Origin of the sequence: Microtetraspora malaysiensis, from assembly GCF_050947145.1 — a bacterium.
Lineage (GTDB): Bacteria > Actinomycetota > Actinomycetes > Streptosporangiales > Streptosporangiaceae > Microtetraspora_A > Microtetraspora_A malaysiensis.
The window spans coordinates 8,231,988-8,258,787 of sequence record NZ_CP191998.1; the positions used below are offsets into that span (position 1 = coordinate 8,231,988).

21 protein-coding genes and 1 pseudogene are annotated in these 26,800 nt (G+C 71.5%); 6 read left to right on the forward strand and 16 right to left on the reverse strand.

What is annotated here, in order from left to right; genetic code table 11:
- Positions 1-329: 329 nt before the first annotated feature.
- Positions 330-1,706 (forward strand): glycoside hydrolase family 6 protein, encoded by a 1,377-nt coding sequence (locus tag ACQP1V_RS38445; protein WP_433415777.1) that lies wholly within the window; start codon positions 330-332, stop codon positions 1,704-1,706.
- A gap of 124 nt (positions 1,707-1,830) precedes the next feature.
- Here the strand turns inward: ACQP1V_RS38445 and ACQP1V_RS38450 are convergent, their stop codons facing one another.
- From ACQP1V_RS38450 to ACQP1V_RS38470, 5 genes and pseudogenes are all read right to left on the reverse strand, one after another.
- A complete protein-coding gene (locus ACQP1V_RS38450; protein ID WP_433415780.1) occupies positions 1,831-2,784 on the reverse strand; it encodes a hypothetical protein in 954 nt (317 codons plus the stop codon).
- Complete coding sequence (locus ACQP1V_RS38455) at positions 2,781-3,113, reverse strand: PadR family transcriptional regulator (RefSeq protein ID WP_433415781.1); 333 nt, start codon at positions 3,111-3,113, stop codon at positions 2,781-2,783. Before ACQP1V_RS38455 ends, ACQP1V_RS38450 begins: the two co-directional genes overlap by 4 nt.
- Positions 3,114-3,323: 210 nt before the next feature.
- Positions 3,324-5,504 (reverse strand): NAD-dependent DNA ligase LigA, encoded by a 2,181-nt coding sequence (gene ligA, locus ACQP1V_RS38460; RefSeq protein ID WP_433426096.1) that lies wholly within the window; start codon positions 5,502-5,504, stop codon positions 3,324-3,326.
- A gap of 108 nt (positions 5,505-5,612) precedes the next feature.
- Positions 5,613-6,629: a methionine synthase gene (locus tag ACQP1V_RS38465; protein ID WP_433415784.1), complete on the reverse strand. Its 1,017-nt coding sequence runs from the start codon at positions 6,627-6,629 to the stop codon at positions 5,613-5,615.
- A gap of 65 nt (positions 6,630-6,694) precedes the next feature.
- A pseudogene (locus tag ACQP1V_RS38470) lies at positions 6,695-6,880 on the reverse strand (zinc ribbon domain-containing protein); the annotation flags it as partial.
- Positions 6,881-7,130: 250 nt separating this feature from the next.
- Here ACQP1V_RS38470 and ACQP1V_RS38475 point away from each other — a divergent pair.
- Positions 7,131-7,763 carry an MBL fold metallo-hydrolase gene (locus tag ACQP1V_RS38475; protein WP_433426098.1) on the forward strand — a complete coding sequence of 211 codons (633 nt, stop codon included), beginning with the start codon at positions 7,131-7,133 and terminating at the stop codon, positions 7,761-7,763.
- A gap of 132 nt (positions 7,764-7,895) precedes the next feature.
- Here ACQP1V_RS38475 and mnmA read toward each other — a convergent pair whose 3' ends face one another.
- Positions 7,896-8,969, reverse strand: a complete 1,074-nt coding sequence (gene mnmA / locus ACQP1V_RS38480) for a tRNA 2-thiouridine(34) synthase MnmA (RefSeq protein ID WP_433415787.1) — start codon at positions 8,967-8,969, stop codon at positions 7,896-7,898.
- 413 nt (positions 8,970-9,382) lie between these two features.
- Between mnmA and ACQP1V_RS38485 the strand changes: the two genes are divergently transcribed.
- Positions 9,383-10,420, forward strand: coding sequence for a DUF695 domain-containing protein (locus ACQP1V_RS38485; protein ID WP_433415790.1), 1,038 nt, complete (start codon positions 9,383-9,385; stop codon positions 10,418-10,420).
- A gap of 363 nt (positions 10,421-10,783) precedes the next feature.
- On the opposite strand, the gene ACQP1V_RS38490 is transcribed toward ACQP1V_RS38485, so the two are convergent.
- Complete coding sequence (locus tag ACQP1V_RS38490) at positions 10,784-11,938, reverse strand: cysteine desulfurase family protein (protein WP_084258347.1); 1,155 nt, start codon at positions 11,936-11,938, stop codon at positions 10,784-10,786.
- Between the two features lie 103 nt (positions 11,939-12,041).
- On the opposite strand from ACQP1V_RS38490, the gene ACQP1V_RS38495 reads away from it, so the two are divergent.
- The 3 genes from ACQP1V_RS38495 to ACQP1V_RS38505 all read left to right on the forward strand — a co-directional run bounded on the left by ACQP1V_RS38495 (position 12,042) and on the right by ACQP1V_RS38505 (position 14,762).
- On the forward strand, positions 12,042-12,533 hold the full coding sequence (locus ACQP1V_RS38495; protein WP_433415792.1) for a TetR/AcrR family transcriptional regulator: 492 nt from the start codon (positions 12,042-12,044) through the stop codon (positions 12,531-12,533).
- A gap of 383 nt (positions 12,534-12,916) precedes the next feature.
- Positions 12,917-14,011 carry an MFS transporter gene (locus tag ACQP1V_RS38500; protein ID WP_433415795.1) on the forward strand — a complete coding sequence of 365 codons (1,095 nt, stop codon included), beginning with the start codon at positions 12,917-12,919 and terminating at the stop codon, positions 14,009-14,011.
- Between the two features lie 73 nt (positions 14,012-14,084).
- Positions 14,085-14,762, forward strand: a complete 678-nt coding sequence (locus ACQP1V_RS38505; protein WP_387414977.1) for a rhomboid family intramembrane serine protease — start codon at positions 14,085-14,087, stop codon at positions 14,760-14,762.
- Between the two features lie 136 nt (positions 14,763-14,898).
- Here the strand turns inward: ACQP1V_RS38505 and ACQP1V_RS38510 are convergent, their stop codons facing one another.
- The 9 genes from ACQP1V_RS38510 to ACQP1V_RS38550 form a co-directional block, all read right to left on the reverse strand.
- Positions 14,899-15,852, reverse strand: coding sequence for an electron transfer flavoprotein subunit alpha/FixB family protein (locus ACQP1V_RS38510; RefSeq protein ID WP_067125573.1), 954 nt, complete (start codon positions 15,850-15,852; stop codon positions 14,899-14,901).
- Between the two features lie 11 nt (positions 15,853-15,863).
- The gene (locus ACQP1V_RS38515; RefSeq protein ID WP_067125576.1) at positions 15,864-16,643 is read right to left on the reverse strand and encodes an electron transfer flavoprotein subunit beta/FixA family protein; all 780 of its coding nucleotides are present in this window, start codon (positions 16,641-16,643) and stop codon (positions 15,864-15,866) included.
- Between the two features lie 287 nt (positions 16,644-16,930).
- Entirely contained in the window at positions 16,931-18,265 is a 1,335-nt protein-coding gene (locus tag ACQP1V_RS38520) for a serine/threonine-protein kinase (protein ID WP_433415800.1), read from the reverse strand.
- A gap of 71 nt (positions 18,266-18,336) precedes the next feature.
- Positions 18,337-20,292, reverse strand: coding sequence for a serine/threonine-protein kinase (locus ACQP1V_RS38525; RefSeq protein WP_433415803.1), 1,956 nt, complete (start codon positions 20,290-20,292; stop codon positions 18,337-18,339).
- A gap of 12 nt (positions 20,293-20,304) precedes the next feature.
- Entirely contained in the window at positions 20,305-22,359 is a 2,055-nt protein-coding gene (locus tag ACQP1V_RS38530; protein WP_433415806.1) for a protein kinase domain-containing protein, read from the reverse strand.
- A 126-nt stretch (positions 22,360-22,485) separates the two neighbouring features.
- Positions 22,486-22,998: a YbaK/EbsC family protein gene (locus ACQP1V_RS38535; protein ID WP_433415808.1), complete on the reverse strand. Its 513-nt coding sequence runs from the start codon at positions 22,996-22,998 to the stop codon at positions 22,486-22,488.
- On the reverse strand, positions 22,999-24,651 hold the full coding sequence (locus ACQP1V_RS38540; RefSeq protein WP_433415811.1) for a flavin monoamine oxidase family protein: 1,653 nt from the start codon (positions 24,649-24,651) through the stop codon (positions 22,999-23,001). It abuts the gene before it with no gap.
- Positions 24,652-24,661: 10 nt separating this feature from the next.
- Positions 24,662-25,504, reverse strand: coding sequence for a M55 family metallopeptidase (locus tag ACQP1V_RS38545; protein WP_433415813.1), 843 nt, complete (start codon positions 25,502-25,504; stop codon positions 24,662-24,664).
- Positions 25,501-26,799 carry a DUF6395 domain-containing protein gene (locus ACQP1V_RS38550; RefSeq protein WP_433415816.1) on the reverse strand — a complete coding sequence of 433 codons (1,299 nt, stop codon included), beginning with the start codon at positions 26,797-26,799 and terminating at the stop codon, positions 25,501-25,503. Before ACQP1V_RS38550 ends, ACQP1V_RS38545 begins: the two co-directional genes overlap by 4 nt.
- Position 26,800 lies beyond the last annotated feature (1 nt).

Genomic DNA, 26,800 nt, shown 5'->3' on the forward strand with positions numbered 1-26,800 from the left:
ATTACGGGAAGCTGCAGTCATCGGTAACAAACCCCCCAAGAGGCCACTATGGGAGGGTACGGCCTCTGGGCCACTTCGCGAAACCGGTTGGGCACGTTCCGTTACTACGGATTTCTTGCGCTTCATTGCGTGTCGCGGCATGCAGTATGAGATGCACGACTTGCGGGTGAATGTTTCACATCGCCGCCAAGGAGGGCCGTCCGACTGCCTGGGCTTTTCAGGCTAGGTGTCCCGAGCGGGCGCGGAAGGTCTTCCCTCGCCGCCCCATCCCGCCCGTACCATCCAGGGGATTCGTGGGAGCGCTCCCAAACAATCGGGATGGAGTAGCCATGTCTCGTAAAAGGCCCGTGATGGCGGCAGTTCTCGCCGCGGCCGCGGCCGTCGCGACGGGGACCGCCGTCTTCGCCTCGTCCGCCGCCCAGGCCGATAGCTCCGCGTTCTACGTCGACCCGCAGACCGGCGCGGCCAAGTGGGTGGCGGCCAACCCCGGCGACAGCCGCACCGCCGTGATCAGGGACCGGATCGCCGCCGCCCCGCAGGGGCGATGGTTCGCGTCGTACAACCCCTCGACCGTACGCACCGAGGTCGACGCCTACGTCGGTGCCGCCGCCGCGACCGGGAAGATCCCGATCATGGTCGTGTACGACATGCCGAACCGCGACTGCGGTGGCGCCAGCGCGGGCGGCGCTCCGGACCACACGGCGTACCGCGCGTGGATCGACCAGATCGCGGCGGGGCTCGGCGGACGCCCGGCCACCGTCATCCTTGAGCCGGACGCGCTCTCGATCATGTCCAACTGCATGAGCATCGCCCAGCAGGCCGAGGTCAAGGCATCCATGGCGTACGCCGGCAAGAAGTTCAAGGCCACGTCGTCCCAGGTCAAGGTGTACTTCGACGGCGGCCACGACGCATGGCTCTCCGCCTCCGAGCTGGCGTCCCGGCTGAACGGCGCCGAGGTCGGAAGCAGCGCGGACGGCATCGCCCTCAACGTCTCCAACTACCGCTCGACGCCGGGCCTGGTGAGCTACGCCAAGAGCGTCATCGCGGCCACCGGCGCCTCCGGACTGAAGGCGGTCATCGACACCGGCCGCAACGGCAACGGCCCGAGCGGCAGCGAATGGTGCGACCCGGCCGGACGGGCCACCGGCACCTGGAGCACCATCGACACCGGCGACTCCGCGATCGCCGCCTACCTCTGGGTCAAGCCCCCGGGCGAGGCGGACGGGTGCATCGCCGGCGCCGGGCAGTTCGTGCCCCAGCGGGCGTACGACCTGGCCATGGCCGCTCCCCCGCCCACGGGCGGCCCGAGCCCCTCGCCCAGCGCGTCCCCGAGCCCGTCGTCCAGCCCCAGCCCGCCCACGAGCCCCTCACCGAGCACTTCCCCGTCCCCGCCGCCGGCCGGAAAGGCCTGTACGGCGTCGTACACGCTGGTCAACCAGTGGCAGGGCGGCTTCCAGGGCGAGGTGTCGGTGAAGAACACCGGCACAGCGCAGATCAGCGGGTGGAAGGTCACCTGGACGTACGCCAACGGCCAGTCGATCACACAGCTCTGGAACGGTTCGCTGTCCGGCAGCGGATCGGCCGTCACCGTGACGGACCTGGGCTGGAACGGCGCCCTGGCCCCGAACACGGCGACCACCTTCGGCTTCACTGGCACCTCGTCGGGCACGGCCGGCGTTCCCTCGGTCACCTGCACCGCGAACTGATTCGGCCCGCCACGACGGCGCCTCGGCCGCCGGTGCCCCCCAGATGGCGCGTCGGCGGCCGAGAGCGCGAGCACCGCGAACCACCAGGCGGCACGACGGCCAGGTACTCCTGCGCAGTGGGGGCTCACACGCGTGGTCGGCCAGGCTGGAGATCATGCCAAGCGGCCCCAACGGCGCACCAGGCCAATGCCATCCCGGCCGAGAAGGCCAGGGCCGCGCAGCCGATCTGCGCGAGGGCCGTGGAGGTGGGTACGAACGGCAGGTCCCCAAGGTCACCGAGGGCTGCGGCGGGCAGGAACAGCAGCAGCGCTGCCCGCCGGCCCACGGCGGATCGGGACGCATATCCGGCTGCCAGCGCAACTGCGATCAGCCATGGCACAGGTTTCCAGGTCACGATGTCCTGGTGGGCGATGACATCCACCCAGCGCACGATGGCCTTGCTGGCAGTCAGCCCTACCAGAGCGAGCGGCCCCCAGAGCAGGAAGGCGCGCCGGGGGATGCGCCTGACCGCGCGGTGCACTGCGGGAACGAAGGCGATGACGACCACGACCAGCTTGGCCAGCAGAACAGGACCGTAGTTCGGGAGGAACAGCGTGTCCAGACCCAGCAGGCTCGGGTGGGCGGCCTGATGCAACACGAACGCGACCGCGCCGAGTACGGCGATCCACCGGCGGCCGAGCAGCACGGCCAGCACGGGCACGGCTGCGATCACGACCTGCTCGGCCACTAACGAGATCGAGATCGACCGCAGCGCGACAATGCCCACGTTGTGCAGGGACTCGGCCGCCACTAACAGTGCAGTCGCCAGCGCATCGACCAGCATCAGAAATGGCCACAGTGCCACGGCGAGGACCGCCCCGTTCCGCCACGTGGGTGCCGAGACACTGCCAAAGGCCCGCCGAGCGTGAACGCGTAGTGCCCCCCACAGCAGGTCGACCGTGTCGGCGGGGGCCGGCCGAGTCTGGCCAAGCCGCGCCCCTGCCAGCAGGACGCCGATCATCTCCTCTTCGTGCCGCGCTCGGTGATCGCGGGGGTAGCAGGCCAGCAGGCGACGGTAGCGGGCTTCGAGCAGGTTCATGCCGTCCCTCCCGACCCGAGGGCGCGCAGGCGTACGGTTGCCGCGCGCGCATGTCTGCGCATCCGCTCGGCTTCGGCCGCCAGCCTGCTCGTGCCGTCACCCGTGAGCTTGTAGTAGCGCCGCACTCGGCCGTCCACGATTTCTTCGCGATCTTCGGCGATGAGACCCTCCGCCTGGAGACGGTCGAAAGCCGCGTAGAGGGTGCCGGCGCGCAGGCGTACCTGGCCGCCGGAGATGCGCTCCACATCCGCGATGATGCCGTACCCATGCTGCGGACCGGCCGCGAGCGCGGTCAGGATCAGGAAAGTGGGCTCTTGCATCGATTTCATGTGATCAATATATATCGATCATCTTTCTATTGAGAAGCGCGGACGCCGGCCATCGTCGAGCGTGGCGAGCTCGGCCTCGATGTCCACGTCATTGAAGCCGAAGAATTTGATGTTCTCCCGGTGGCAGGGAGCGATGAACGACAGCAGCCCGTCGGAAACCTCGCGGTCTTGGCCGCGCAGGCGGCGAGCGCGGTGGAGGCGGCGGAGCGGTCAGCCCTCGCCGCGTCTGGCGACCGCCTCGGCCGCCTCGGGGCCCTGCTCCAGCAAAACCTGGAACCCCTGATCGTCGAGGATGGGCACGCCGAGCTTCACGGCCTTGTCGTACTTGGAACCGGGATTCTCGCCCACCACCACGAAGCCGGTCTTCTTCGACACCGAGCCGGCCACCTTGCCGCCCCGGCTGGTGATGGCCTCGCCGGCCTCGTCCCGGGTGAACCGGGCGAGCGTGCCGGTGACCACGAAGGTGAGGCCCTCAAGCGTGCGCGGGCCCTGATCGGCCGGAGGCTCGTCGGCCATGCGGACGCCCGCGGCCCGCCACCTGTCCACGATCTCGCGGTGCCAGTCAACCTCGAACCACTCCCTGATGGCGGCCGCGACGCGGGGACCGATGCCCTCGACCGCCGCCAGCTCCTCCTCCGAGGCTTTCGCGATGGCGTCGAGCGACCGGAACTCCGCCGCGAGGGCGCGCGCGGTCGGCGGGCCGATGTGCCGGATGGACAGCGCGACCAACACCCGCCAGAGCGGCTGGTCCTTGGCCCGCTCCAGCTCCTCCAGCATCTTCTCCGCGTTCTTGCTCGGCGCGCCGGACACGGTGGCGAAGAAGGACACCACCTTGGGCTCGCCGGTCTCGGCATCGGCCTTGGGCAGCCCGCTGTCCGGGTCGAGGACCACCGACTTGATCGGCAGCAGCCGCTCGACGGTGAGGTCGAACAGGTCGGCCTCGGTGCGCAGTGGCGGCTCCTGCGGCGGAAGCGGCTGGGTGAGCGCGGTGGCCGCGACGTATCCCAGCCCCTCGATGTCGAACGCGTTGCGCCCCGCCGCGAAGAAGACCCGCTCGCGGAGCTGGGCCGGGCAGGCGCGGGTGTTGGGGCAGCGCAGGTCGGCGTCACCCTCCCGCTCGTAGGCGAGCTCGGTGCCGCACTCGGGGCAGTGCGTCGGCATGACGAACGCGCGCTCGTCCCCCGTACGCAGATCCACCACCGGCCCCACGATCTCGGGGATCACGTCACCCGCCTTGCGCAGCACGACGGTGTCGCCGATGAGCACTCCCTTGCGGACCACCTCGGACGCGTTGTGCAAAGTGGCCCGCTCGACCGTGGACCCGGCCACCACCACCGGCTCCATCACGCCGTACGGCGTCACGCGACCGGTGCGCCCGACGCCCACCTGGATGTCGCGGAGCTTGGTGGTCACCTCCTCCGGCGGGTACTTGAACGCGATCGCCCACCGAGGCGACTTGCTGGTGGAGCCGAGCTCCCGCTGCACCGCGACCCGATCGACCTTGACCACCACGCCGTCGATCTCGTACTCGGGGTCGTGCCGGTGCTCCTCGTAGTACTTGACGAACTCGCGGATCTCGTCGAGACCGCGGACCACCCGGTATCGGTCGCTGACCGGGAGCCCGAGGCTCTTCAGCCGGTCGTACATATGGGACTGGGTGACCGGCGGCTCGGCGCCCTCCCACTTGCCGACGCCGTGGACGATCATCCGCAACGGGCGCTGGGCGGTGACCCGGGGGTCCTTCTGCCGCAGCGAGCCCGCGGCGGAGTTGCGCGGGTTGGCGAACGGCGCCTTCCCCGCGTCCATGAGCTGCTCGTTGAGCCGGCGGAACCCCTCGACCGGCAGGAACACCTCGCCGCGCACCTCGACCAGATCGGGCACGTCGTCGCCGGTCAGCCGGTGCGGCACGCCCCGCACGGTGCGCACGTTGGGCGTCACGTCCTCGCCGGTGCGGCCGTCTCCCCGGGTGGCGCCCCTGACCAGGCGTCCCTTCTCGTACAGCAGCGCGACCGCGAGGCCATCGATCTTGAGCTCGCACAGGTACGGCGCGGGGTCGGCCTCGGCCAGCCGCTCGGCCCGCGCCTGCCAGGCGGTGAGCTCGTCGTCGTCGAACGCGTTGTCCAGGCTCTCCATGCGCTGAAGGTGCTCGACGGCGGCGAACTCGGTCGATATCGGCGCCCCGACCTTCTGCGTGGGCGAGTCGGGCGTACGCAGATCGGGATGCTCCTGCTCCAGCTCCCTGAGCTCCCGCATCCACGCGTCGTACTGAGCGTCGCTGACGGTCGGCGAGTCGAGCACGTAGTAACGCCAGTTGGCGTCCTCGGCCAGCTCGGCGAGCTCCGCGTGCCGCTCTCGCGCCGCCGCCGGCGCGCCCTCGACCTCGGCGTCCATGCCAATTCCCCTCGTCACGACCCCTGGAAGAACGCTACGGGAGCACAGGGCGTGCTCATACCTTCCCGGCGGGGCTCCACCCCGGCGCGTCATCACCCTGGAGAACGACTACTCGCCCGGGTCCTCACGCAGCACCCGGGCCGCCTTCGCGCAGGTGGCGAGCGCCGCGCGCGCGTACGCCGGGGACGCTCCCGCCAGCCCGCACGCGGGGGTGAGCACCACCTGCCGGGCCAGCCGCGCCGGGGGGAAGCCGAGCCGCCGCCACAGCTCCGTCGCGGGCCTGGCGACCACGCCGATGTCCGGGAGCCGGGTGTCCGTCCCGGGAACGACCCCGAGCAGGAACGCGATGCCCGCCTCCACGGCCTCACCGATGTGGTCCTCGTCCCGGCGGCGCAGCAGCGCCGCGTCGAGCGAGACGCCACGCACACCCGCCATACGCAGGACCTTGAAGGGGACGTTCGGGGCGCAACAGTGGACGATCGGGAAAGGGGCGGAGCCGTTCGACTCGGCCGCGCGGAGCACCGTCTTGAGCCGCTCGGCCACGGACGCCGGCTCCACCGCGGGCAGCCGCCCGAATCCGGACGCGGTCCGCACCGTTCCGGCGAGCACGCCGGGCAGGCCGGGCTCGTCGACCTGCAGAACGATCTCCGCGCCGGGCACGCGTCTGCGCACCTCCGCCACGTGCGCGGCCACGCCTTCGGCGAGTGAGTCCACCAGATCGCGTACGGCTCCCGGGTCGGCGAGCGTCTTGTCGCCGTACCGCAGCTCGACCGCGCCCGCCAGCGTCCACGGCCCGCAGACCTGGACCTTCAACGGGCCCGTGTAGCCCTGGGCGACCTCTTCGAGGGCGTCGAGGTCGCGCGAGAGGTGGTCGCGAGCGCGTTTGAGGTCGCGCCCCGGCCGGTCGGCGAACCGCCACCCGGACGGCTGCACCTCCACGGGCAGCTCCACCAGCAGCGACGCCGTCCTGCCGATCATGTCCGCGCCGACGCCCCGGCCCGGCAGCTCGGGCAGGTACGGCATCGACAGCTCGCCGAAGACCACGCGGAGCGCCTCGACGTGGTCGTCTCCTGGATGCGAGCCGACGCCGGTGGCGGCTGCCTCAGCCCAAGGGAAGTCGTTCACGCCATTAGCTTAGGGAGGTTGACATCCTCCCCCTCACAAACGAGGGGGATTCCGACCGTCACCGGTCAGGCTTCCTGCTTCACCGCCGGGCGCCCCGTCCGAGAGGTCTCTCGTTGAGGTCCTACCCCAGCTCCACAGGCGGTTTACTTGTCCGCCAGCCCGGCGGCCAAGATGTTCTTTGCTGCGTTCACGTCCCGGTCGTGGACCACGCCGCAGGCGCACTCCCACTGCCGGACATACAGTCTTGCCCGGACATTCGGGTGTGTGCGCCTGGTCTACAACAAGGCGCTGCAGGAGTCTCGGCGACCTGCCCGGGGGTCGGGGAGAAGCGGTACTTGTAGGCCCGCTTCACGATCTGCGCCATGCCGCACACCCTGTCACGCGATCAGCCATGAATCGTACACCTGTTCGATTTATGGCGGATCGTCTACCTTTGTCCCGCCCTGCAGGGAGTCCAATTCCTCCTCCGCCCGAAGGCGGAGGTTTCCTCGGAGGTTTGCGATGAGACTCACCAAACTCGGCCACGCCTGCTGGCGGCTGGAGAAGGACGACGCGACCCTGGTGATCGACCCGGGCGCCTTCAGCGGGGAAGGGCTCCTCGACGGGGCGAACGCCGTCCTCATCACGCACGAACACTTCGATCACGTCGACACGGACCTGCTGCGTGCCGCGAGCCCGGATCTGGAGATCTGGACCTGCCAGGCGGTGGCGGACCAGTTCGGCGAGATCCCGGCGAAGGTCCAGGTGGTGCGGGACGGCGACACGTTCACCACGGCCGGGTTCGGCGTGAAGGTGATCGGCGAATGGCACGCCCTCAACCACCCGGACATTCCGGTAGTCCAGAATGTCGGCTTCCTGGTCGACGAGGAGGTGTTCTACCCCGGTGACGCGCTGACCTCGCCGGGCGTGGAGGTGCCGACCCTGCTCGTCCCCACCAACGCGCCCTGGCTCAAGCTGAGGGAGACGGTGGAGTACCTGCGCGAGGTGCGTCCGGCTCGGGCGTACTCGACGCACGACGGGCTGGTGAACGAGTTCGGCCAGAAGTTGATCGACGGCTGGCTCGGCGCCGAGGCAGACAAGCAGAAGGCCGACATCCGGCGCGTTCCCGTCGGCGAGTCCGTCGACCTGGCGTGAAGCGGCCGTAGCCCGCCCCGCCCGTGTGCCCGGCCGACTCTCTCCTCGGGCACACGGGACAAGACGGCTCGCACCGGACCGCCATGCGGCCCGCGGCCGCGCCATACGTCCTCTGGAGTCCGGTGAAGGGACTCAGGACGCCGAGGCGATGGTGGCCGAGCCGATCACGGTGTCGCCGTCGTACAGCACGGCGCCCTGGCCCGCGGCGACCCCCGTGGCCGGGGCGTCCAGGTGAATGTGCAGGTCGGCGCCGGAGAGCTGAGCGCGGCAGCCGTACACCTCGCCGTGCGCGCGCAACTGCACCGAGCCGGCGATCGGCTCTCGCGGCTCGCCCGAAGGGCCGTTCCAGACGGGCCGGGTCGCGACGATCGAGGTGACCTCGAGCGCGGTGCGCGGGCCGACGGTCACGGTGTTCGAGACCGGCTCGACCGACAGCACGTACCGGGGCCGTCCGTCGGACGCCGGACGATCGATGTGCAGGCCCTTGCGCTGCCCGACGGTGTAGCCGTACGCGCCCGCGTGGGTGCCGACGACCTCACCGGAGAGCGCGTCGACGATGGGCCCTTCGGCGGACCCGAGGCGGTCGGCGAGGAAGGCCCGCGTGTTGCCGTCGGCGATGAAGCAGATGTCGTGGCTGTCCGGCTTGTCGGCCACCGTCAGCCCCCTGCGGGCGGCCTCCTCGCGCACCTGCGCCTTGGTGGAGTCGCCCAACGGGAAGATCGCGTGGGAAAGCTGCTCCCTGGTGAGCACGCCGAGGACGTACGACTGGTCCTTGGCCGGATCGACCGACCGGCTGAGCACACCGTCGACCAGGCGCGCGTAATGACCGGTGGCGACCGCGTCGAATCCGAGCGCGAGCGCCCGATCGAGCACCGCCTCGAACTTGATCTTCTCGTTGCAGCGCAGGCAGGGGTTCGGCGTACGGCCGGCGGCGTATTCGTTGACGAAGTCCTCGACGACGTCGCGGTGGAACCGCTCGGCCATGTCCCAGATGTAGAAGGGGATGCCGATCACGTCGGCCGCGCGCCGCGCGTCCCTGGAGTCCTCGATCGTGCAACAGCCCCGCGCGCCGGTCCGGTAGGACTGCGGGTTGGACGACAGGGCGAGGTGGACGCCGGTGACGTCGTGGCCTGCCTCGGCGATGCGAGCGGCGGCCACCGCGGAGTCGACGCCGCCGGACATGGCGGCCAGCACACGAAGAGCCATAGGCCTTCAGGCTACCCGCCTCCGACGCCCCCTCGATCGGCCGCACACACGACAGCTAGGGGGCGCCCCGAGCCCGCGCGAGCGCCGTCAATCATCACGACGCCCAACCATCACGCTCGGGGCGCGGCGGTGTCTGGACTGAGGAACGAGCGGGCTGAGGGACGAAGCCCCGAGTGACGAGGGAAGACATCGACTCAAGGCGCCCCGAGCCCGCCGAGCGAAGCGAGGCCAATAAGCGCAGAGGGGCGCGGCGGTGTCTGGACTGAGGAACGAGCGGGCTGAGGGACGAAGCCCCGAGTGACGAGGGAAGACATCGACTCAAGGCGCCCCGAGCCCGCGCGAGCGGAGCGAGCGCAAATAGACACAGCTCCCGCGTTGGCACCCGGCGTGGGGACCTGAAAAGATCGGCGGTCATGCGACTGTTCGGCCGCAAGAGCGAGCCGGTGGACCCGGCCGAGGCCATAACGGAGTTCTGGACCTGGTGGCGGGACGCCCGTCCCGAGATCGACGCACTGGTCGAGGCGGGAGACACCGCGCGCCTCGACGAGACGATCGGCGGGGCCGTCGCCGCGCTGCACCCGTCGTTGGTCTGGGAGATCGTCGCGGGGCTCACGGCACCGCGCGCCCTGGTGGTCAGTGCCGCAGGCGACCCCGAGCTGCGCTCCTTCGCCCATCGGTGGGCGCTGGCTGCGCCTGCCGATCCCGAGTGGGAGTTCCATCCGTCGCGCCAGGCTGATCCGCTCGCGGCGGAGTTCACAACGCAGGTCGCGGGCCGGCCGTTCGGCATCGACCGGCTGGTGCTCGGCCTGCGGGTGCCACCGGGGACACCTCGCGTGGACGTTTCGGCATTTCATCCGATATTTCCGGATGTGGATGACGAGACACGGATGGACGTCACCCTTCTCGCCCTCGACCGGCTGCTCGGCGAGGACGAGGTGGCCCGCTGGGTCGGCGACATCGTGGCGGCCGAGTTCGAGCCGATCGACGCGATCCCCGCGATCCACCTCCCCGCCGTGGTCGCCGACGTCGCCGACGGTTTCCGCAACGAGCAGTGGGCTCTGCTGGAGGGCCAGACCGCCGGCGGCCGCCCTCTGACCGCCGCCGCGCTCTACCCGCTCCGTCCGGTCGATCACCCGCTCTTCGACCAGCACATCGGCGTCACGCTGCCGTACGTGAACGCCGACGAGAACGGGCAGCCCACAGGCGCCTCGCTCGACGCGCTGCGCGACTTCGAGGAGCGGCTGAGTGCCCGGCTCAAGGCGGACGGCTGTGCCGCTCTCGTCGCGCACCTGAGCGCGGAGGGCACCCGAGTACTCCACGTCTACGCCGACCCGGCGAGCGACGCCGCCAGCCGGATCCAGGAGCTGGTGTCCGGCTGGGACGAGGGCCAAACCTGGATCGACGCCGACAGCGACCCCTCATGGAGCGCGGTCGCGCACTTCCTGACCTGACAGCGCTTATGGCGCTCGCTTCGCTCGCGCGGCTCGGGGCGCCCTCAGTCGATGTCTTCCCTCGTCACTGCGTCTATTGCGCTCGCTCCGCTCGCGCGGGCTCGGGGCGCCCTCAGTCGATGTCTTCCCTCGTCACTCGGAGTCGCTCGTCCCTCGCTCCCCACTCGTTCCTCAGTCCAGACACCGCCGCGCCCCGAGCGTGATGGTCCGGCGCCGTAATGATCACAGGCACTCGCGCGGGCCCACTCGCTCCTCAGTCCAGACACCGCCGCGCCCCGAGCGCGATGGTTGGGCGCCGTGACGCTGGATGGTGCTCGCGCGGGCTCGGGGCGTGGTGGTTGGGTGCCGTGATGAGTGAGGTGCTCAGGTGAGTCCGGCGCGGCGGGCGCGCTCGACGACGTTGCCGATCACCTCGGCGAGGCGGTCCACGTCCGCCTTCGTGGAGGTGTGCCCGAGCGAGAAGCGCAGCGAGCCGCGGGCGCGCGCGCTGTCCTGCCCCATGGCGATCAGGACGTGGGACGGCTGAGCCACCCCCGCCGAGCAGGCGGAGCCGGTCGAGCACTCCACCCCCTTGGCGTCCAGGAGCATGAGCAGGGCGTCGCCCTCGCACCCCGGGAACGAGAAGTGCGCGTTTCCGGGCAGCCGGTTCACCGGATCGCCGTTGAGGATGACGTCCGGCACGGCTTGCCGTACCCGCTCGATCAGGTCGTCGCGGAGGGCGGTGAGCCGCTCGGCGGTGACCTCGCGGTGCTTGACCGCGGTCTCGACGGCCGCCGCGAAACCCGCGATGGCGGGCGCGTCGAGCGTCCCTGAGCGTACGTCGCGCTCCTGGCCGCCGCCGTGCAGCACGGGCTCGGGGTCGATGCCCCGGGCCAGCAGCAGCGCCCCGACGCCCATGGGACCGCCCACCTTGTGCCCGGAGATCGTCATGGCGTCCACCCCCGACTCGGCGAACGAGACGGGCAACTGGCCGAGCGCCTGCACCGCGTCGGTGTGGAACGGGATGCCGTGGTCGTGCGCGATGGCGGCGAGGACCTGGATCGGCTGGATCGTCCCGACCTCGTTGTTGGCCCACATCACGCTGACGAGGGCCACGTCGCCGGGGTCGCGGGCGATGGCCGCGCGCAGTGTCTCGGGGTGGACCAGGCCGCGCTCGTCGACCTCCAGCAGTTCGACGACGGCGCCGTGCCGGTCACCCAGCCAGTGGGCGGGGTCGAGGGCGGCGTGGTGCTCGATCGCGCTGATCAGGACGCGCCGGCGTTTCCGCGCCCAGAACAGCCCCTTGATCGCCAGATTGTCCGCCTCGGTGCCTCCCGAAGTGAAGACGACCTCGCTGGGCCGGGCGCCCACCGCGCTCGCGATGGTCTCCCGCGACTCCTCCACCACCCGGCGGGTGCGGCGACCGGACGCGTGCAGCGACGAGGCGTTGCCGACCTGACCGAGCTGCGCGGTCATGGCCTCCACTGCCTCGGGCAGCATCGGCGTGGTGGCGGCATGGTCAAGATAGGCGGTTCCCACGACCCCTCCCGATCTGTCCTCAGCCAACTAAGCCTAACCGCGCCCCTGGCAAGGCCACCCCCCGGATTGCCAGCTGAACCGTCCAGACGGTACAGTAACCAGAGTGAGAAGAGACGACTTGTTGGATGCGGCGGAGAGCCTGCTCTGCGACCAGGGGGCCCAGGGCCTCACCCTGGCCGCGGTGGCTGAGCGCGCCGGCGTCAGCAAAGGCGGCCTTCTCTATCACTTCGGCACCAAAGAAGCCCTGATCAAGGGCCTGATCGAGCGGCTGATCGCCGAGTTCGACGCGCTCATCGAGGCGCAGAGCGAGAGCGACTACACCACGGCTTATCTCAAAGCGACCTTCCAGGCCGTCGAGAGTGGCCGGCTCCGACGATGGGCCGTGGTGACCGGCGCGGCGGGCGACCCCACGCTCCTCGTGCCGCTACGCGAGGCGATGGCCCGCTGGCATAGCCAGGACCTGGACCGTGAGCCCGACCCGGGGATGTCCCGGATCGTACGGCTCGCCTGTGAGGGCATCTGGGACGTCGCCACTCACGTGCCGGATCTGCTCGAGTACACCGAGCTGCGCCGCCGCCTGCTCGACCTTCTCTAACCCCCTCCAGCCGTCCACCGGCGAACCGCGCCCGCCTCGATCCCCGATCGAGGCCGGACGACGTTCGCCCGCATTCCACCGCGCGCTCGAACGCACGTAAACGCGTTCGAACCTGAACGTGATTGAACGTTCTTGGACGCGCGTCAAGGCGGACCCCGAACGATCTCGGGCCGCCTGACCCATCCGGCCCATGGCCGCACTCCCCACCCCTTCCATCCCCTGGAACCCGGAACTCGCGACGCTCTCCTCCCCTGGAGACCTCCGCGCAACTGAGATAGGAGCCTGTAATGACCCGCGCTTTGAGGACGGCCCGCTGGGGGGCGATCCTCACCTTCGTGCTCGGCGGCTTGCTTTGCGGGACGTTTACTGTGCGTATCCCCGCTTTGACCGACAAACTCGGCATCCCCGAGTCGTCGGTCGGCCTCGCGCTACTCGCGTGGGGTCTCGGCGCGCTGCTGGCCATGCAGTCAATGCGCGGGATCATGGCCAGAGCGGGCAGCGGAGGCGTGCTGCGCGTCGCCGCTCCCCTGTGCGCGGCGACGCTGCTGCTGGTCGGGCTCGCCCCGTCCTTCCCTCTGCTCGTCGGGGCCGCCTTCATGTTCGGCATGGCCTTCGGCGCGGTCGACATCGCCATGAACGCCCAGGGGTCGACCGTCGAACGCGCGTACGGCAGGCCGCTGATGAGCGGCATGCACGCGGGCTGGTGCGTGGGGGCGATCTCGGCCGGTCTGGTCGGCACCGCCGCCATCGCGGCGGGCCTGTCCCTGACCGCGCACCTGGCGATCGTCGCCGCGCTGGCGCTGCCCGTGTCCGTGGCGCTGAGCCGTACGTACCTGGCCGACCGGGTCACCGCCGAGGAGGCGCAGGGGCCGCGCCGCCGGATGCCGAGGATCGTCTACCTGCTCGGCGCGATCACCTTCGGCGCGTTCATGGTCGAGGGCGTGGTCGCGGACTGGAACGGCCTGTTCCTGCGGGACACCCTCATGGCGCCCGAGTCCCTGGCCGCGCTCGGCTACCCGATCTTCGAGGCGGGCATGCTGCTCGGGCGCCTGTCCGGTGACCGGCTCAGGATGCGGTTCGGCGCGGCGGGCTTGATGGGCTTCTCCGGGCTGGCCACGGCGGCGACCTTCACCGTGGTCGTCGTCGCTCCGTCGGCGGTCGTCGCCCTGTCCGCGATGCTCTTCGTCGGCATCGCCGTGGCGACGATCTCCCCGATGGCCATGTCGCTGGCGGGGACCGTCACCGACACCCCCGGCCCGGCGATCGCGCAGGCTGGGGCCATGGGATACGCAGGACTGCTGCTCGGCCCCGTGGTGATCGGCTTCCTGTCCGGCGCGACGTCCCTGCGCGTGGCGATGGTGACCGCGGTCGTCCTCGGCGTCCTGATCGCCGTCGCGACCCGCTTCCTCTCCAGGGCCCGCACGGCTCCCGCCGAGCTCCGCATGGAGACCGAGGAGAGGCTGCCGGTCGCGGCCTGAGTGACATTTGTCCCGGGGAGATGACTGCATCTCCCCCTGCCGGATCCGCGGGGACTTTGACACGCTTTCGAGCGTGAAGAAGTTCCCCGCTGCCACGGCGGCCGCGTTCGCCGTCACCGCGGTCCCGAGCCTGCTGCAGTTCGCTCTCCCTTCGCTGGAGACCGCGCTGCGGCGCGATCCCGCCCGCATCGCGGACGGCGAGTGGTGGCGGCTCGGGACCTCGCTCCTGGTCCAGGGCGGCGGCCCGGTCGGCGCCGCCTTCAACCTCGTCTCGCTCCTGGTGCTCGGCGTCATCGCCGAACGCGCCCTCGGGCCCGTCCGCTGGATCGCCTGCTATCTGGCGGGCGCGGCCGCGGGGCAGGCCGCGGGCACGTGGCTCGGCCTGGTGGACGCGGGCAACTCCATCGGGGTGTGCGGCCTGGCCGGTGGGCTGGCCGTGGCCGTCGCGCTCGGGCGGGCGGACCGGTTCGCCGGATCCGTGGCGGCCTTCTACGCCCTGCTCCTGGTCGGCGGGATCTTCACCGGCTCCGTCACCGTGATCGTCGCCACGGCGGTCATCGGCGCGGCGGGAGCGCAACTGATCGCCCATCGGAACCGGCTGCCGCTCCCGGTGTTTCCCGCGATCGTCGTGGCGACGGGGCTCGTGCTCGCCGTACTGGCGGACCTGCACGGCCCGGCCCTCCTCGGCGGCGCGGCCATGGCGGGCGTCGTCGCGGGCGCCCTGGGAGCCGCCCCGCGCTCCGCCCGCTGAGGTCCCGCGCGCTCGACACCCTGCGGGGATCCCGGCGTGCGGCAGTGGAACACGGAACGAACGGGGCCATTACGGCGACGGCGCCGCACGCGATGCGTGCGGCGCCGTTCCGTCGAGCTCGTAGATCTCGTGGAGCTTACTTGCGCTTCTCGATCTCTTCGGTGAGCTGCGGCACGACCTGGAAGAGGTCGCCCACCACGCCGAAGTCGGCGATCTCGAAGATCGGGGCCTCGGGGTCCTTGTTGACCACGATGATCGTCTTCGAGGTCTGCATGCCGGCCCGGTGCTGGATGGCGCCGGAGATGCCGGCCGCGATGTAGAGCTGCGGCGACACCGTCTTGCCGGTCTGACCGACCTGGAACTGGTGCGGGTACCACTTGGCGTCCGTGGCGGCACGCGAGGCGCCGACCGCCGCGCCGAGGGAGTCGGCCAGCTTCTCGATGATGGCGAAGTTCTCGGCGGAGCCGACGCCACGGCCACCGGAGACCACGATCGCGGCCTCGGTGAGCTCCGGACGCGCGCCCTTCTCCTCCTTCACCCGCTCCACGATCTTCGCGGCACGGGCGGCCTCGGACGGGGCGACCTCGACCTTCTCCTCGGCGCCCGCGCCGGCGGCGGCGACGGGAGCGGTGGAGTTGGGACGCACCGCCACGATCGGGGTGCCCTTGGTCACGCGGCTGCGGACGTTGACGCCGCCACCGAAGATCGACTGGTCGGCGACGAAGCCCTCGCCGAGGCCGACGGCATCGGTGATCACACCGGAGTCCGTCTTGACGGCGAGCCGGCCGGCGACCTCCTTGCCCTCGATGGTGGAGGCCACGAGGACGGCGGCGGGCGACTTGTCCGCCACCAGCCGGGCCAGCAGCTCGGCCTTGGGGGCGACCACGTAGTTCACGACCTCGTCGCTGTCGGCGACGTAGATCTTGTCCGCGCCGTACTCGGCCAGCTTGGCCTTGGCGGCGTCACCGCAGCCGGGGCCGGCCCACACCGCCGACGGCTCGCCCAGCGTGCGGGCCAGGGTCAGCAGCTCGAGGGTGACCTTCTTGATCTCTCCGTCGACGTGCTCGACGAGAACCAGGATCTCACTCATCTCGGGGCCCCTCAGATGAACTTCTTCGACGCGAGGAAGTCGGCGGCCTTGACCCCGCCGTCGCCCTCATCCTTGACAATCGTGCCCGCGGCGCGCGGCGGGGCGGCGGCGAACTCGGCCACCTCGCTGTAGGCGGCGGCCAGGCCGACGGCGGAGGCGTCGACGGAGGCATCAGCGATGCCGAGCGCCTCGACCGGCTTCTTCTTGGCGGCCATGATGCCCTTGAAGGACGGGTATCGCGGCTCGTTGATCTTCTCCACGACCGAGACGACGGCGGGGAGCGTGGCCTCGACCTTGTCGTAGCCGTAGTCGGTGATCCGCTCGATGGCGATGGCGGAGCCGTTGACCTCGACCTTGCGCGCCAGCGTGAGCTGCGGGGCGCCCAGCCGCTCGGCGAGCATCGCCGCCAGCACGCCGGTGCGGGCGTCGGTGGACTCAGAGCCGAGGATGACCAGGTCGAACCCGATCTTCTTCAGGGCCTGGGCCATGGCGTACGAGGTGGACAGGGCGTCCGAGCCGTGCAGCGCGTCATCGCTCAGGTGGACGGCCTTGTCGGCCCCCATCGCGAGGGCCTTGCGGATGGTCTCGGTGGCCTTGGCGGGACCCATGGTGAGAACGGTCACCTCACCACCGTGAGCCTCCTTGAGCCGCAGCGCCTCCTCGACCGCGTACTCGTCGAGCTCGTTCACGACGCCGTCGACGGCGTCCCGGTCGAGCGTCTTGTCATCGGGCCTCAACTTACGCTCGGTCGCAGTGTCGGGGACCTGCTTCACGCAGACGACGATGTTCATGGCCGGTGGCCGACCTCCCGTTTCCGTACGGCTCTACGCTGGCCGCGCATGGGGTATGCGCGTCCCCGCTCAGACTGCCAGGTACCCGTGAGCTGGATTACATCGGGTGCTTCGGGCGCGAGCGGGGCGCCCGATGCTTCCACATGTTACCCGCGGGTAGTTTCGCTGCAAACCTCCAGGATGTACGGCCCCGCCCGGTGTGCTCTTCATCACCGGACGACCCGCTCTCTCACCTTACCGAACTTTGTTCCACGACCCTTGGCGGGGTACTGGCACCCCAAGCCCCATCAACTCGCGAGCGCGATGATCGTGAGGAGGAAGAGGACGCCGCCCACCGCGAGCAGCAGGGTGAGCGGGCTGAAGACGCTGCTCAGCACCGCCCACAGCGCGACCACGCCCGCCCCGCCGGCCAGATCGACGAGCACTCTCGTCCGCGACTTCGCCAGCAGCCCGAACCCGGCGTCGATCAGCACGCCCAGGCCGTACAGCACGAGGATCAGGAGGGAGACCTCGGGGAAGTACTGGCTCGCCGCGGCGGCGATCAGCCCGGCGAAGACGCCGGTGCCGATCACCCAGCGTCTGCGGATCCGCTCCCGGTGGCGGGCGCGTGCCTCCTCCACCGATCTGAGCCGGTTGTTCACCCGCCGGGGCTTCCACTCCCGGGTCGTCTCGCCGGAGATCGCGGTCGGCACGGCGTCCCTGTCCCTGACGTGGTCGGCGTGATGCCTGCGCGACGGCCCCCCGTCGTACCTGTCCGGCCCCCTGTCGTGGGGTATGGGGGCGGCCAGCAGCGGCGCCGGGGTGGGCGGCGCGGCGGCCGCGACCGAGGGGGCGATCGAGTCGAGCCGCGCCACCAGTTCGGCGGCGACCGGCCGGGATCCCGGGTCTTCCTGAAGACCCTCCCGCAGCAGGGGGGCGAGCCAGTCCGGCACGCCCGACAGGTCCGGCTCATGGTGCACCACGCGGTACGCGACGGCCGCCGGCGGTCCGCTCCCGTACGGCTGCCGCCCCGAGGCGGCGAAGGCGAGCGTCGCGGCCCAGGCGAACACGTCGGCCTCCGGCCCCGCCTCAGCGCCTTCCAGCACCTCGGGGGACAGGTAGCCGGGGGTGCCGACCACGGCACCGGACGCGGTCACCGAGGCCGCGTCCTGGGCGCAGGCGATGCCGAAGTCGATCACGAAGGGTTCGTGGTCGGCGAGGATCACGTTGGCCGGCTTGAGGTCGCGGTGGACCACGCCGGCGCGGTGGATCGACTCCAGCGCCTCGGCGAGGCCGCGCGCGAGCCGCAGCAGGTCCTCACCCTGGATCGGGCCGTGTGAGGCGAGCACCGAGCTCAGCGGGCGGCCCTGGACGTACCGCGTCACAATGTACGGATATTGCCCGCTCAGGGAGGCGTCGAGGACCTCGGCGATGTGCGGCCCGCGCACCCGGCGCATGGTCTCGACCTCGCGGGCCAGCCGGGTGAGGGCGAGCGAGTCGGCCGCGACGTGCGGGTGGAGGACCTTGACGGCGACGGTCCTTCCCTCGGTGTCGAGCGCCAGGTGAACCTCGCCGAATCCGCCCGCCCCGAGTTGGGATAGCAGGCGATACGGCCCGAGCTGTCCACCGTTCGGCGACCCCATCCCGCTCCCTTCGCCCCCCCATTCCATGGTGCCCGGCCGGTCCCAAAGGACTCTCTAAGGACTGGTTAGGTCTAGAAAGGGAGAACTGCCCCACCGATCCTTTTCGTGATGTCCCCGATCAGTCCGCCGATCAAGTTGACGACGGTGTCCTGGCCCCTTGCCTTCAGGCTGCCGACGACGTCGTCGATGGCCACGGACGGCGGGCGCCACGGAACCCAGGACGGGCCGGCGGAGAGCGCCGTCATGACCGCGAAGAACGCCACCGTGCCGACGACGAGGGCGACCACCATGCCCGCGCCGGGGCTGCGGATCGCGCCGGTCAGCGCGCGGGCGACCGCCTTGCGCGGCGCGCCTCCGCCGGGGAGCACGAACAGTCCGGCCACGAAGGCGCCGGCCGCGTAGGCCGCGGCCGGATCCGTGCCCATCTTGCCCATGTAGACCAGAACGCCCCACACACACATGCCGAACATCGCGGCGAGCGGCACCTGCACGAGTGTCGCGAAGGCCGACTTGATCAGCGCCCACGGCGTGCCCAGCACGGCGAGGATCGGGTCGGCCCCGCTGCTGCCGCGTACCGACCGGCGCGCGGCGAGGTCGCCGAGCAGATAGTGCGCCACCCGGAGGCAGAGCGCGGCCACTATCGCGAACAGGCTCACGGTCACCGGCAGGACGCACGCCAGCGCCACCAGGACGGTGAGCAGCAGCCCGGCCAGGATCGGGTGCCCGGTGCGGTAGCGCGGCCGCTCCTGCTCCGGCGCGTACGGCCGGGCCTGCGCGGACGGGCCGGTCGGGACGGGAGGCGCGGTCTGGGTGGCGGGCGGCGCGACGTGCGGAGGCGGGGCGACCTGCGGCCCGGCGCCCGTGGCGGGAGGCGGCGGATAGCCGGCGACCCTCTGGTCCGGGAACGGCGGCGGGTAGGACGGCCCCGGCTGGTACGGCGGCGGCTGCCCCGGCGGGTACCCGTTGAGGGGCGGCGGGACGATGGCGGGGGCCTGCCTCGGCTGACGCGGCTCCCTGCGCGTCCGCTCCGGCTCGACGTAGTTCACCGGGGGCAGCAGGTCGGAGTAGCTGTCGTCGTCCCGTCCCGCGGACGGCCTGCCCTGCGCGGCCGAGACGGCGGCGTCGTCCAGCATCCGGGTGCCGTCCACCGGCGTTTTCCCGTTGAGCGCGGACGCGTCGAGGATCTTGGTGCCGCCGTCGCGGGCGACCTCGCGCAGAACCGTGACGGACGGGTCGAGGGCCCGGGACAGCCGCAGGAGCGACGAGGCCGTGGGACGGGTGGTGGCGTCGGTGGCCAGCGCCTTCTGCATCCAGTCGTGCAGCCACGCCGGCGCGAGATCGATCTGCGCCTTGCCTTCGAGGATGTTGTAGCAGACCGACTCGAACGTGCCCGACCCGAACGGCGGCTTGCCGGAGACCGCGAAGAAAACGGTGGCGGCCAGCGCGTGGACGTCGGCCGCCTGGGTGATCTCGGTGTCTCTGATGATCTCGGGCGCGAGGTAGCCGGGGGTGCCGACGAACATGCCCGTCTGGGTCAGCCGGGTGGCGTTCACCAGGTGGGCGATGCCGAAGTCGATCACCAGCGGCTCGCCGCCCACGAGCATCACGTTCGCCGGCTTGAGGTCCCGGTGGATGACGTCGGCGGCGTGGATGGCGACCAGCGCCTCGCACAGGCCGCGGGCCAGCCGGATGACGTCGTCATCCGGCAGTGGGCCGTCTTCGAGGACGGCCTGCTCCAGCGTGCGCCCGGGGGCGTACCGCGTCACGATGTAGGGCGTGTCGCTGATCAGGTCCGCGTCGAGAACCTCGGCCACGCGCGGGCTGCGCACCCGCCGCATGGTCTCGACCTCGCGGGTGAGCCGGTCGCGCGCCTTGAGGTCGGACGCGACGTGCTGGTGCAGCACCTTGACCGCGACCTGGCGCCCCTCCTCGTCCAAGCCAAGGTGGACCACCCCCATGCCGCCCTCGCCGAGCTGGCGAAGCAGCCGGTAAGGGCCGATCCGCTCCGGAGCCTCAGTCGCCGACATGTCCGTCCCCCGTCACTGATTCCCTGCTTTGTTACGCAACTGGTTCAGGTCCTGCACCACCGAGGGCACGTTGACGGGACCCATGAAGTGTCCCCCTGTCTGTTTACCCATCAGCCCGGTGAGCGCAATCGCCGTCACCGCCGCGGCGACCGCTCCGGCCCCCCAAGCCAGCGCCGTCGCCGCACTTCTCGTCGGCAGCAGCGACGCGATCGTGCGCCGCACCTGCCTGCTCGGACCCTCCACTCCCGGCCCCGCGCATACCGTCCAGAGTGCCACCGCGATCCCCCAGCTGAGCGCGTCGAGCGTGGACATCTTGGTGACGAGCACAGTGAGCAGCAGCGTCACCGGAAGACCGAGGATCAGCGCGTACGGCACCAGCGCGATCGTGATGCCGACCGACTTGAGCAACGCGTCGGGCCGACCGAGCACGCGCACCACGTCCGTCGCCGCGGCCGCGGGCGGCCTGCGCGCGTTCAGCTGGGGCTGCGCGATGTCGGCGGCGCGGAGCAGGATCGTGATCGGCAGCACGAGCACCGTGACGAGCAGCGGCGCGATCACTGTGAGGGCGACCGCCAGGAGGAGCAGCATCGCGGCGGCCACGCCGTACGCCTTGGAGCGCTGGAGCGGCGTGGCGGGCGCGGAGCCGGCGGCGGCCACCGGCGGCGGCGGCACGCGCATGGTCGGCTGGAAGGGCGGGGGATGCGGCTGTCCGACCTGCGGCGTCTGCTCGTAGATCTCGGGCGCCTGCTCGAAGAGCGCCTGCGGGCCGTTCGCGCCGCGCAACTCCTCGGGCCGCACGCGGCGGGTGGGCACGTCGGTCTCGCCGGTCGCGGGCGTGGGCGCCCAGGGCGTCCCGGACGGCGGGGCCGCCGGGCTCGCCGCCGCGGGAGGCGGAGTCGTGGCCGGGCCCGTCGGCGGCGCGTACCGCGTGGGCGCGTCGTCCGCGGCAGGCGCGCCGGTGGCGGACAGACCGGCCCGGCGCAGGTCGTCGCCGGTCACCCGCACGGTCGGGAACGGGTCGCCGGCCCCGCCGGGCGACGCGCTCTGGTCGAGCAGCGAGACGAACTCCTCCGCGGGCGGCTGGGCGGGCGGCGTCGCCACCGGATTCGCGGGCGGCGCGGGCTGGGTCTCCACCGGGTCGGCGGGTGGCGCGGGCCGGGCCTCCGCGGGACGCGCCGGCCGCATGGCGGCACCTGTGACGGGCATCGAACGGCCGGTCGTCTCGTCGACGTTCGGCACCGTGGAGATCTCGTCGGGCACGCGCACCCTGCCGGCGCGCGGCATGAGCTGGGTGACCTGCCGGCTCAGGTCGGCCGCGGTCGGCCGCCTGGCCGGGTTGCGCTGGAGCGCCGCGCGCAGCACCGGCTGGATCAGCGCGGGGGCCGCGCTCACGTTGGCCTTGCCGGAGGTGATGTTGTAGAAGATCATCTCCAGTGTGCCCTTGCCGAAGGGCGGCAGGCCGGTGGCGGCGTAGAGGAGCGTGCCGCCCCAGGCGTGCACGTCCACCTCGGGCCCGGCCTCGTGCCCTTCGATGATCTCGGGCGCGAGGTAGCCGGGCGTGCCGATGAACATCCCGGTCTGGGTGAGCCGCGTCGCGTCGACGCCCTGGGCGATGCCGAAGTCGATCAGGACCGGACGCCCGTCGAGCATGAGGACGTTGCCCGGCTTGAGGTCGCGGTGGATCACCCCGGCCCCGTGGACGGCGGCGAGCGCCTCGGCCACGCCGGCTCCCACCCGCAGCAGGGCGTCCACGGGGAGCGGGCCGTCCTGCTTGACGAGCTCGTCGAGCGGGCGGCCCGGCACGTAGCGGGTCACGATGTACGGCCGACGGCCGGTCACGTCGGCGTCGAGGACCTCCGCGATGTGCGGGCTGCGCACCCGCCGCATGGTCTCGACCTCGCGCGAGAGCCTCCTGCGCGCGAGGTCGTCCTGGGTGACCTCCGGGCGCAGGACCTTGATGGCCACCTGCCTCCCGTGCGGATCCAGGGCGAGATGGACCACGCCCATGCCGCCTTCACCGAGCCGCCGTAGCAGCCGGTAGGGGCCCAGTCGGTCGTCCTGATTCATGGCGTAAGCACCATACCGACTAAAGCACCGTCCATGACTGAACCAACGCGCCACATTCCTGGTCATGACAACGTATGGCGGCGGCATCAGGTTTCCCGCGCCGGCACAAAATCCGCGCGGGAACGGTCAGAGGGCGATGGGGAGCACCTCCGCGCCGGTCGCCTCGACCAGCGCCTTGCCGGACAACGCCAGCTTGGAGCGCCGCACGCCGCTGCCGATCACGATGAAGTCCCGCTGAGTCACCTTCTCGTCCACCAGCACCGGCCAGTCCGCGGGGAGGCCGATCGGGGTGATGCCGCCGTACTCCATGCCGGTCAGCGCGACCGCCTCCGCCTGCGGGGCGAAGGAGACCTTGCGGACGTCGAGGTGGCGGCGCACCACGCCGTTCACGTCCGCCCGGTCGTCGGCGAGGATCATGACGGCGGCGTACCGGACCTCGCCGCCGCGCTTGCCCGCGACGATGACGCAGTTGGCCGAGTCCTCAAGGGCCACGCCGTACCGCTCGCAGAACGCGGCGGTGTCGGACAGTTCGGGATCGATCTCGGCGACCTTCAGCTCCACGCCGGTCTGCGGCGCCGTCTCCGCCACGGGGGCGGCGAGCAGGTCGACGCGGTCGGCGGCGGGCACCCAGTCGAGCATCTACGACTCCTTCAACACACGGTCGTGCAGTTGGGTGACCACATTACGGGCCGACTCGAACGATCCGGCCTGCCATGCGACGAGATGGGTGAGCCAGTCCCCGGCGAAGTAGACCCTGCCGTCGGGTTTCTGCAGGTGCGCGAACCCGCCCTCGTACGACGGCCAGCCGACCCAGCCGCCCTCGATGTGCGGCTGCCGATGCCAGGCGATGGAGACGCTGGAGCGGAGCCCATGGCCGTACTTGCCGCCGTGGATCTTCGTGCCCTGGGCGAGCGCGCGCCGCTCCCGCTCGGGGTGGGCGAGCCCTCCGTAGAGCTCGGCGGCGGCTCCGGTGTTGTAGTAGCCGACGATCAGGCCGCTCCGGCCGTGGAAGCCGTACGACGGGTACCAGATGTGCTGGACGTCGAGGTCGGTCTCGGTGACGCCGCCGTAGATGTGATCCTGTTCCTCCCACCAGCGGGTCCGGTACTCCAGGCCGATCTTGCCCGAGGGCAGCGGCTTCGGCGTGGACAGGGCGTCCACAGTGCGGCGGTCGAGGTTGCCGGGGATCCGCGCGAGGATGTGCGGCGGCAGCGCGGCGACGCAGTAGTCCGCCCGGATCGACCCGCCCTTGTACGCGACCTCGACGCCGTCGGGGCGGTTGGTGATCCGGGTGGCCGGGGCCGAGGTGCGGATCCGGTCCGCCCCGACCGCCTTGACGAGCCCGGTAACGATCGCGTCCATGCCGCCCACGGGCTGGAGCATCGGCATGGCCTGGTCGTAGGCGAGCCCGAAACTCACCGACCGCCCGATCCGGTAGCCGAGCACCTCGCTCAGGGACGGCGGCGAGCCCGCGGGCTCGCCCCTGCGCCCGGTCCCCGTGTACGCGTACCGGTCGCCGATGTCGCCGAAGGCGGAGAGGAAATCGAGCAGCAGCTCCTTGTCCTGCGCGGTCAGCCGCCGGTCGAGCGCGCCGGTGTGGGTCGCCTTGGCCAGCAGCTCGCTGATGTAGCCGTAGGTGTCCGCGCGGGCGGTGCGCGCCCGGAGCGGGGCCCGCATCCCGCTCGTGTAGACGTAGGCGCTGGGGTTCTCGTTGACGAACACCTCGATCGGGACGCCCAGCTCCCGGCAGTAGTCGAGGGTGATCATCCATTGGGCGATGCGGCCGGGGCCCGCGTTGAAGTAGACACCCTCGCCGAACGTCGCCTCCTGGGTCTTCCCGGAGATCTCGGGAAGCCGGTCGCCGCGCCGGAGCGTGAGGTTGCGCCCGCCGACCTGGTCGCGCGCTTCCAGGATCGTGCAGTCGTAGCCCGCCTTGCCCAGCTCGTACGCGCAGGCGAGCCCGGCGACGCCCGCGCCGAGGATCACGACCGTGGCCCCGGCCCGGCCGTTCAAGGTGAAGTCGGACTTTCGGGGCGGGGTGTAGTCCCTGGTCTGCCGGTCGGGGGCGAGGCCGAGCGCGCCCATCGCGGCGTACATCGCGCCCGCGCCGCCGGCCGCGCCGAGACCGACGAGGAGCCCGCGCCGGGTGAGGGTGCGGCCCCTCCCCCCGCGGCCCGGTAAGCCGCCCGGCGATCCTTTACCCGGCCCGCCGGGTAAGCCTCCGCCCGAACCGCCGTCCGAGCCGCCCGAGCCGTCCCGGCCGTTCGGCGCGCCGCTGTCCGTCGTCGTCACGCCGCCTGCCTCAGCCGTAGATGCCGCTGCCGCACGCGACCGATCCGGCGATCATGGCGAAGATGCCGAAGAGCGCCATGATCTCGTGGTAGTCGTCCGTGCTGAACTCGGTGTGCCGGGGACCGACCTGCCGAGTGCCGGGCACCAGCCCGCAGCCCGCGGCGATCGCGGTCGAGTTCCACTCGACCCCCAGCGTGTACGGCGGAGCCACGATGTACGGCCGGAAGTCGGCCAGCCTGCCGATCGCCCGCGTCGCCGCCTCCCTGATGCGGGCCTGGGCGACCGTGGGCGGCAGCAGCTCGGCGGAGAAGCGGTCCACACCCTTCTTGACGGCCACGGTCTCGACGTCGCCGAGCAGCTCGCGTGCCTCCTCGCACACCGCCTCGTCACCGGTGATCAGCGCGACGGGGACGCCCAGCGACCCGGCGAACCCCGCGACCAGCCGGGTCTCCCCGCAGATCTCGCCGTTCAGGTAGACGTTCTGGATCTCCTTGCCCATCCAGGTGTGGTTGAGCACACCGTGCTGGACGCCCGCCCGCGCGTGGTACCCGGCGAAGCAGGCGGCGGCGAAGTCGGGCGTGAGGCCCTGCCCCATCCGGTGCGGCTTGCCCGGCCCCCGGATGAGCGTCGCCCTCGGGTCGATCAGGTCGATCCGCAGGTTCTTGGTCGAGCCGTGGGCGTCGTTGATCAGCACGGACTCGGCTCCGGCGTCGAAGGCGCCCGCGACGACGGCGTTGGCGTCGCCGGTCATCAGCTCGCAGCCGCGCTCGTATCCGCGGCCGCCCGCGTGCATCTCCTCCGGGTCCGTCAGCCCGGTCACGCCCTCCATGTCGACGGACAGATAGATCTTCACCCGATCCCCCAGTTCTCCACCCGGGCGCACTCGTCCGGGGTCATCAATCCCACACCCTCCATGTACGCGGCGACCCGCTCACGCCAGGGCTCCGGGATCTCCTCGATCGCCGGCGGGTAGCAGTGGTCCAGCCAGCGGGTGGACTCCTCCGTCGCGCCAAGGAGCTCGGCGGCGCGGGCGAACGGCGTGCTCTCGATCCCGGGCACCCGCGCGCAGCCGTACTCGATCATCTCCTGCCCACCGTACGGCGGCGACTCCTGCCACTTCCGGGCGACGGCGCCCTTCGCGGTGACCGAGGTCGCAAGCGGGCGGCGCTCGACGGCGGCCTGGATCAGCTCCTTGTACAGGCACTTGCCGCAGGTGCCGCAGGGCCCGTCGCCGGAGCCGCGCAGGCACCAGCGCACCAGGTCGCGGAGCTCGGATTCGAGCGCGACGCGCATGGTCACGGCCTCGCTGACGCCGCCGACCGGCAGCACGACCGGCAGCCCGGCGGCGTCGAACACCCGGCCCCATCTCCCTTCCGGCGCCCACATCGGATTGTCGGGGGTGTACCTGCACAGGTATCTGTCGCCGCCCAGCCAGCGGGACCCCAGCTCGTAGCCCATGGCGATGCCGCCCAGATCCAGTTCGTCGGCGAGAAGGAGCGCGCCCGCCGCGACCGCGTGATGCTCCGGATAGCCCGGCCGGGGACTGGCGAGCAGGAACTCCAGGTCGGATCGTACGACAGTCAGCTCGCGCCCGGTCCGCGCGGCGAGCCGGGCGAGCACGTCGGAGCGGTAGTGCGTCCACCGGTTCGGGACGCGGGGGTGGCTGATGCGCTGGAAGTGAACCAGCGGGGCGTCGGGCAGGATCGCGGCCACCGCGACGGAGTCCGCGCCGCCGCTGTAGGAGATCGCCAGCCGGCTCCCCGTCCGCGGCCGCTCGCCGACCGGCCCGGCCTCGACGCCCCAGCCATCCGAAATGGCCTCGGCGAGCTCCGGGGAGATCGCCCGGTCGAAGGTCACCCGCCGCCGCGTCCACGGCGCCGCCATCGTCCAGGCCGCCGCCGCGAGCAGGTCCGGGTGCACGTACGGCTCACCACGGCCCGCGTACGGCGCGGCGGGGCCGGCGGGCGGGAGCCGTACGTGGCAGGAGTTGGTGCGCAGTTCCATCCGCTGGCCGTCGGTGCAGACGCCGGTGGTGGCGTCCTCGGGGTCGAGCAGGAAGGTGAGCCGCCAGACGCGCTCGCCCCCGCCGTCGTCCGATCCGCCCGCGCCGTCCCGCGCCGACTCCCCGGCCGTCCAGGTGACACGCACC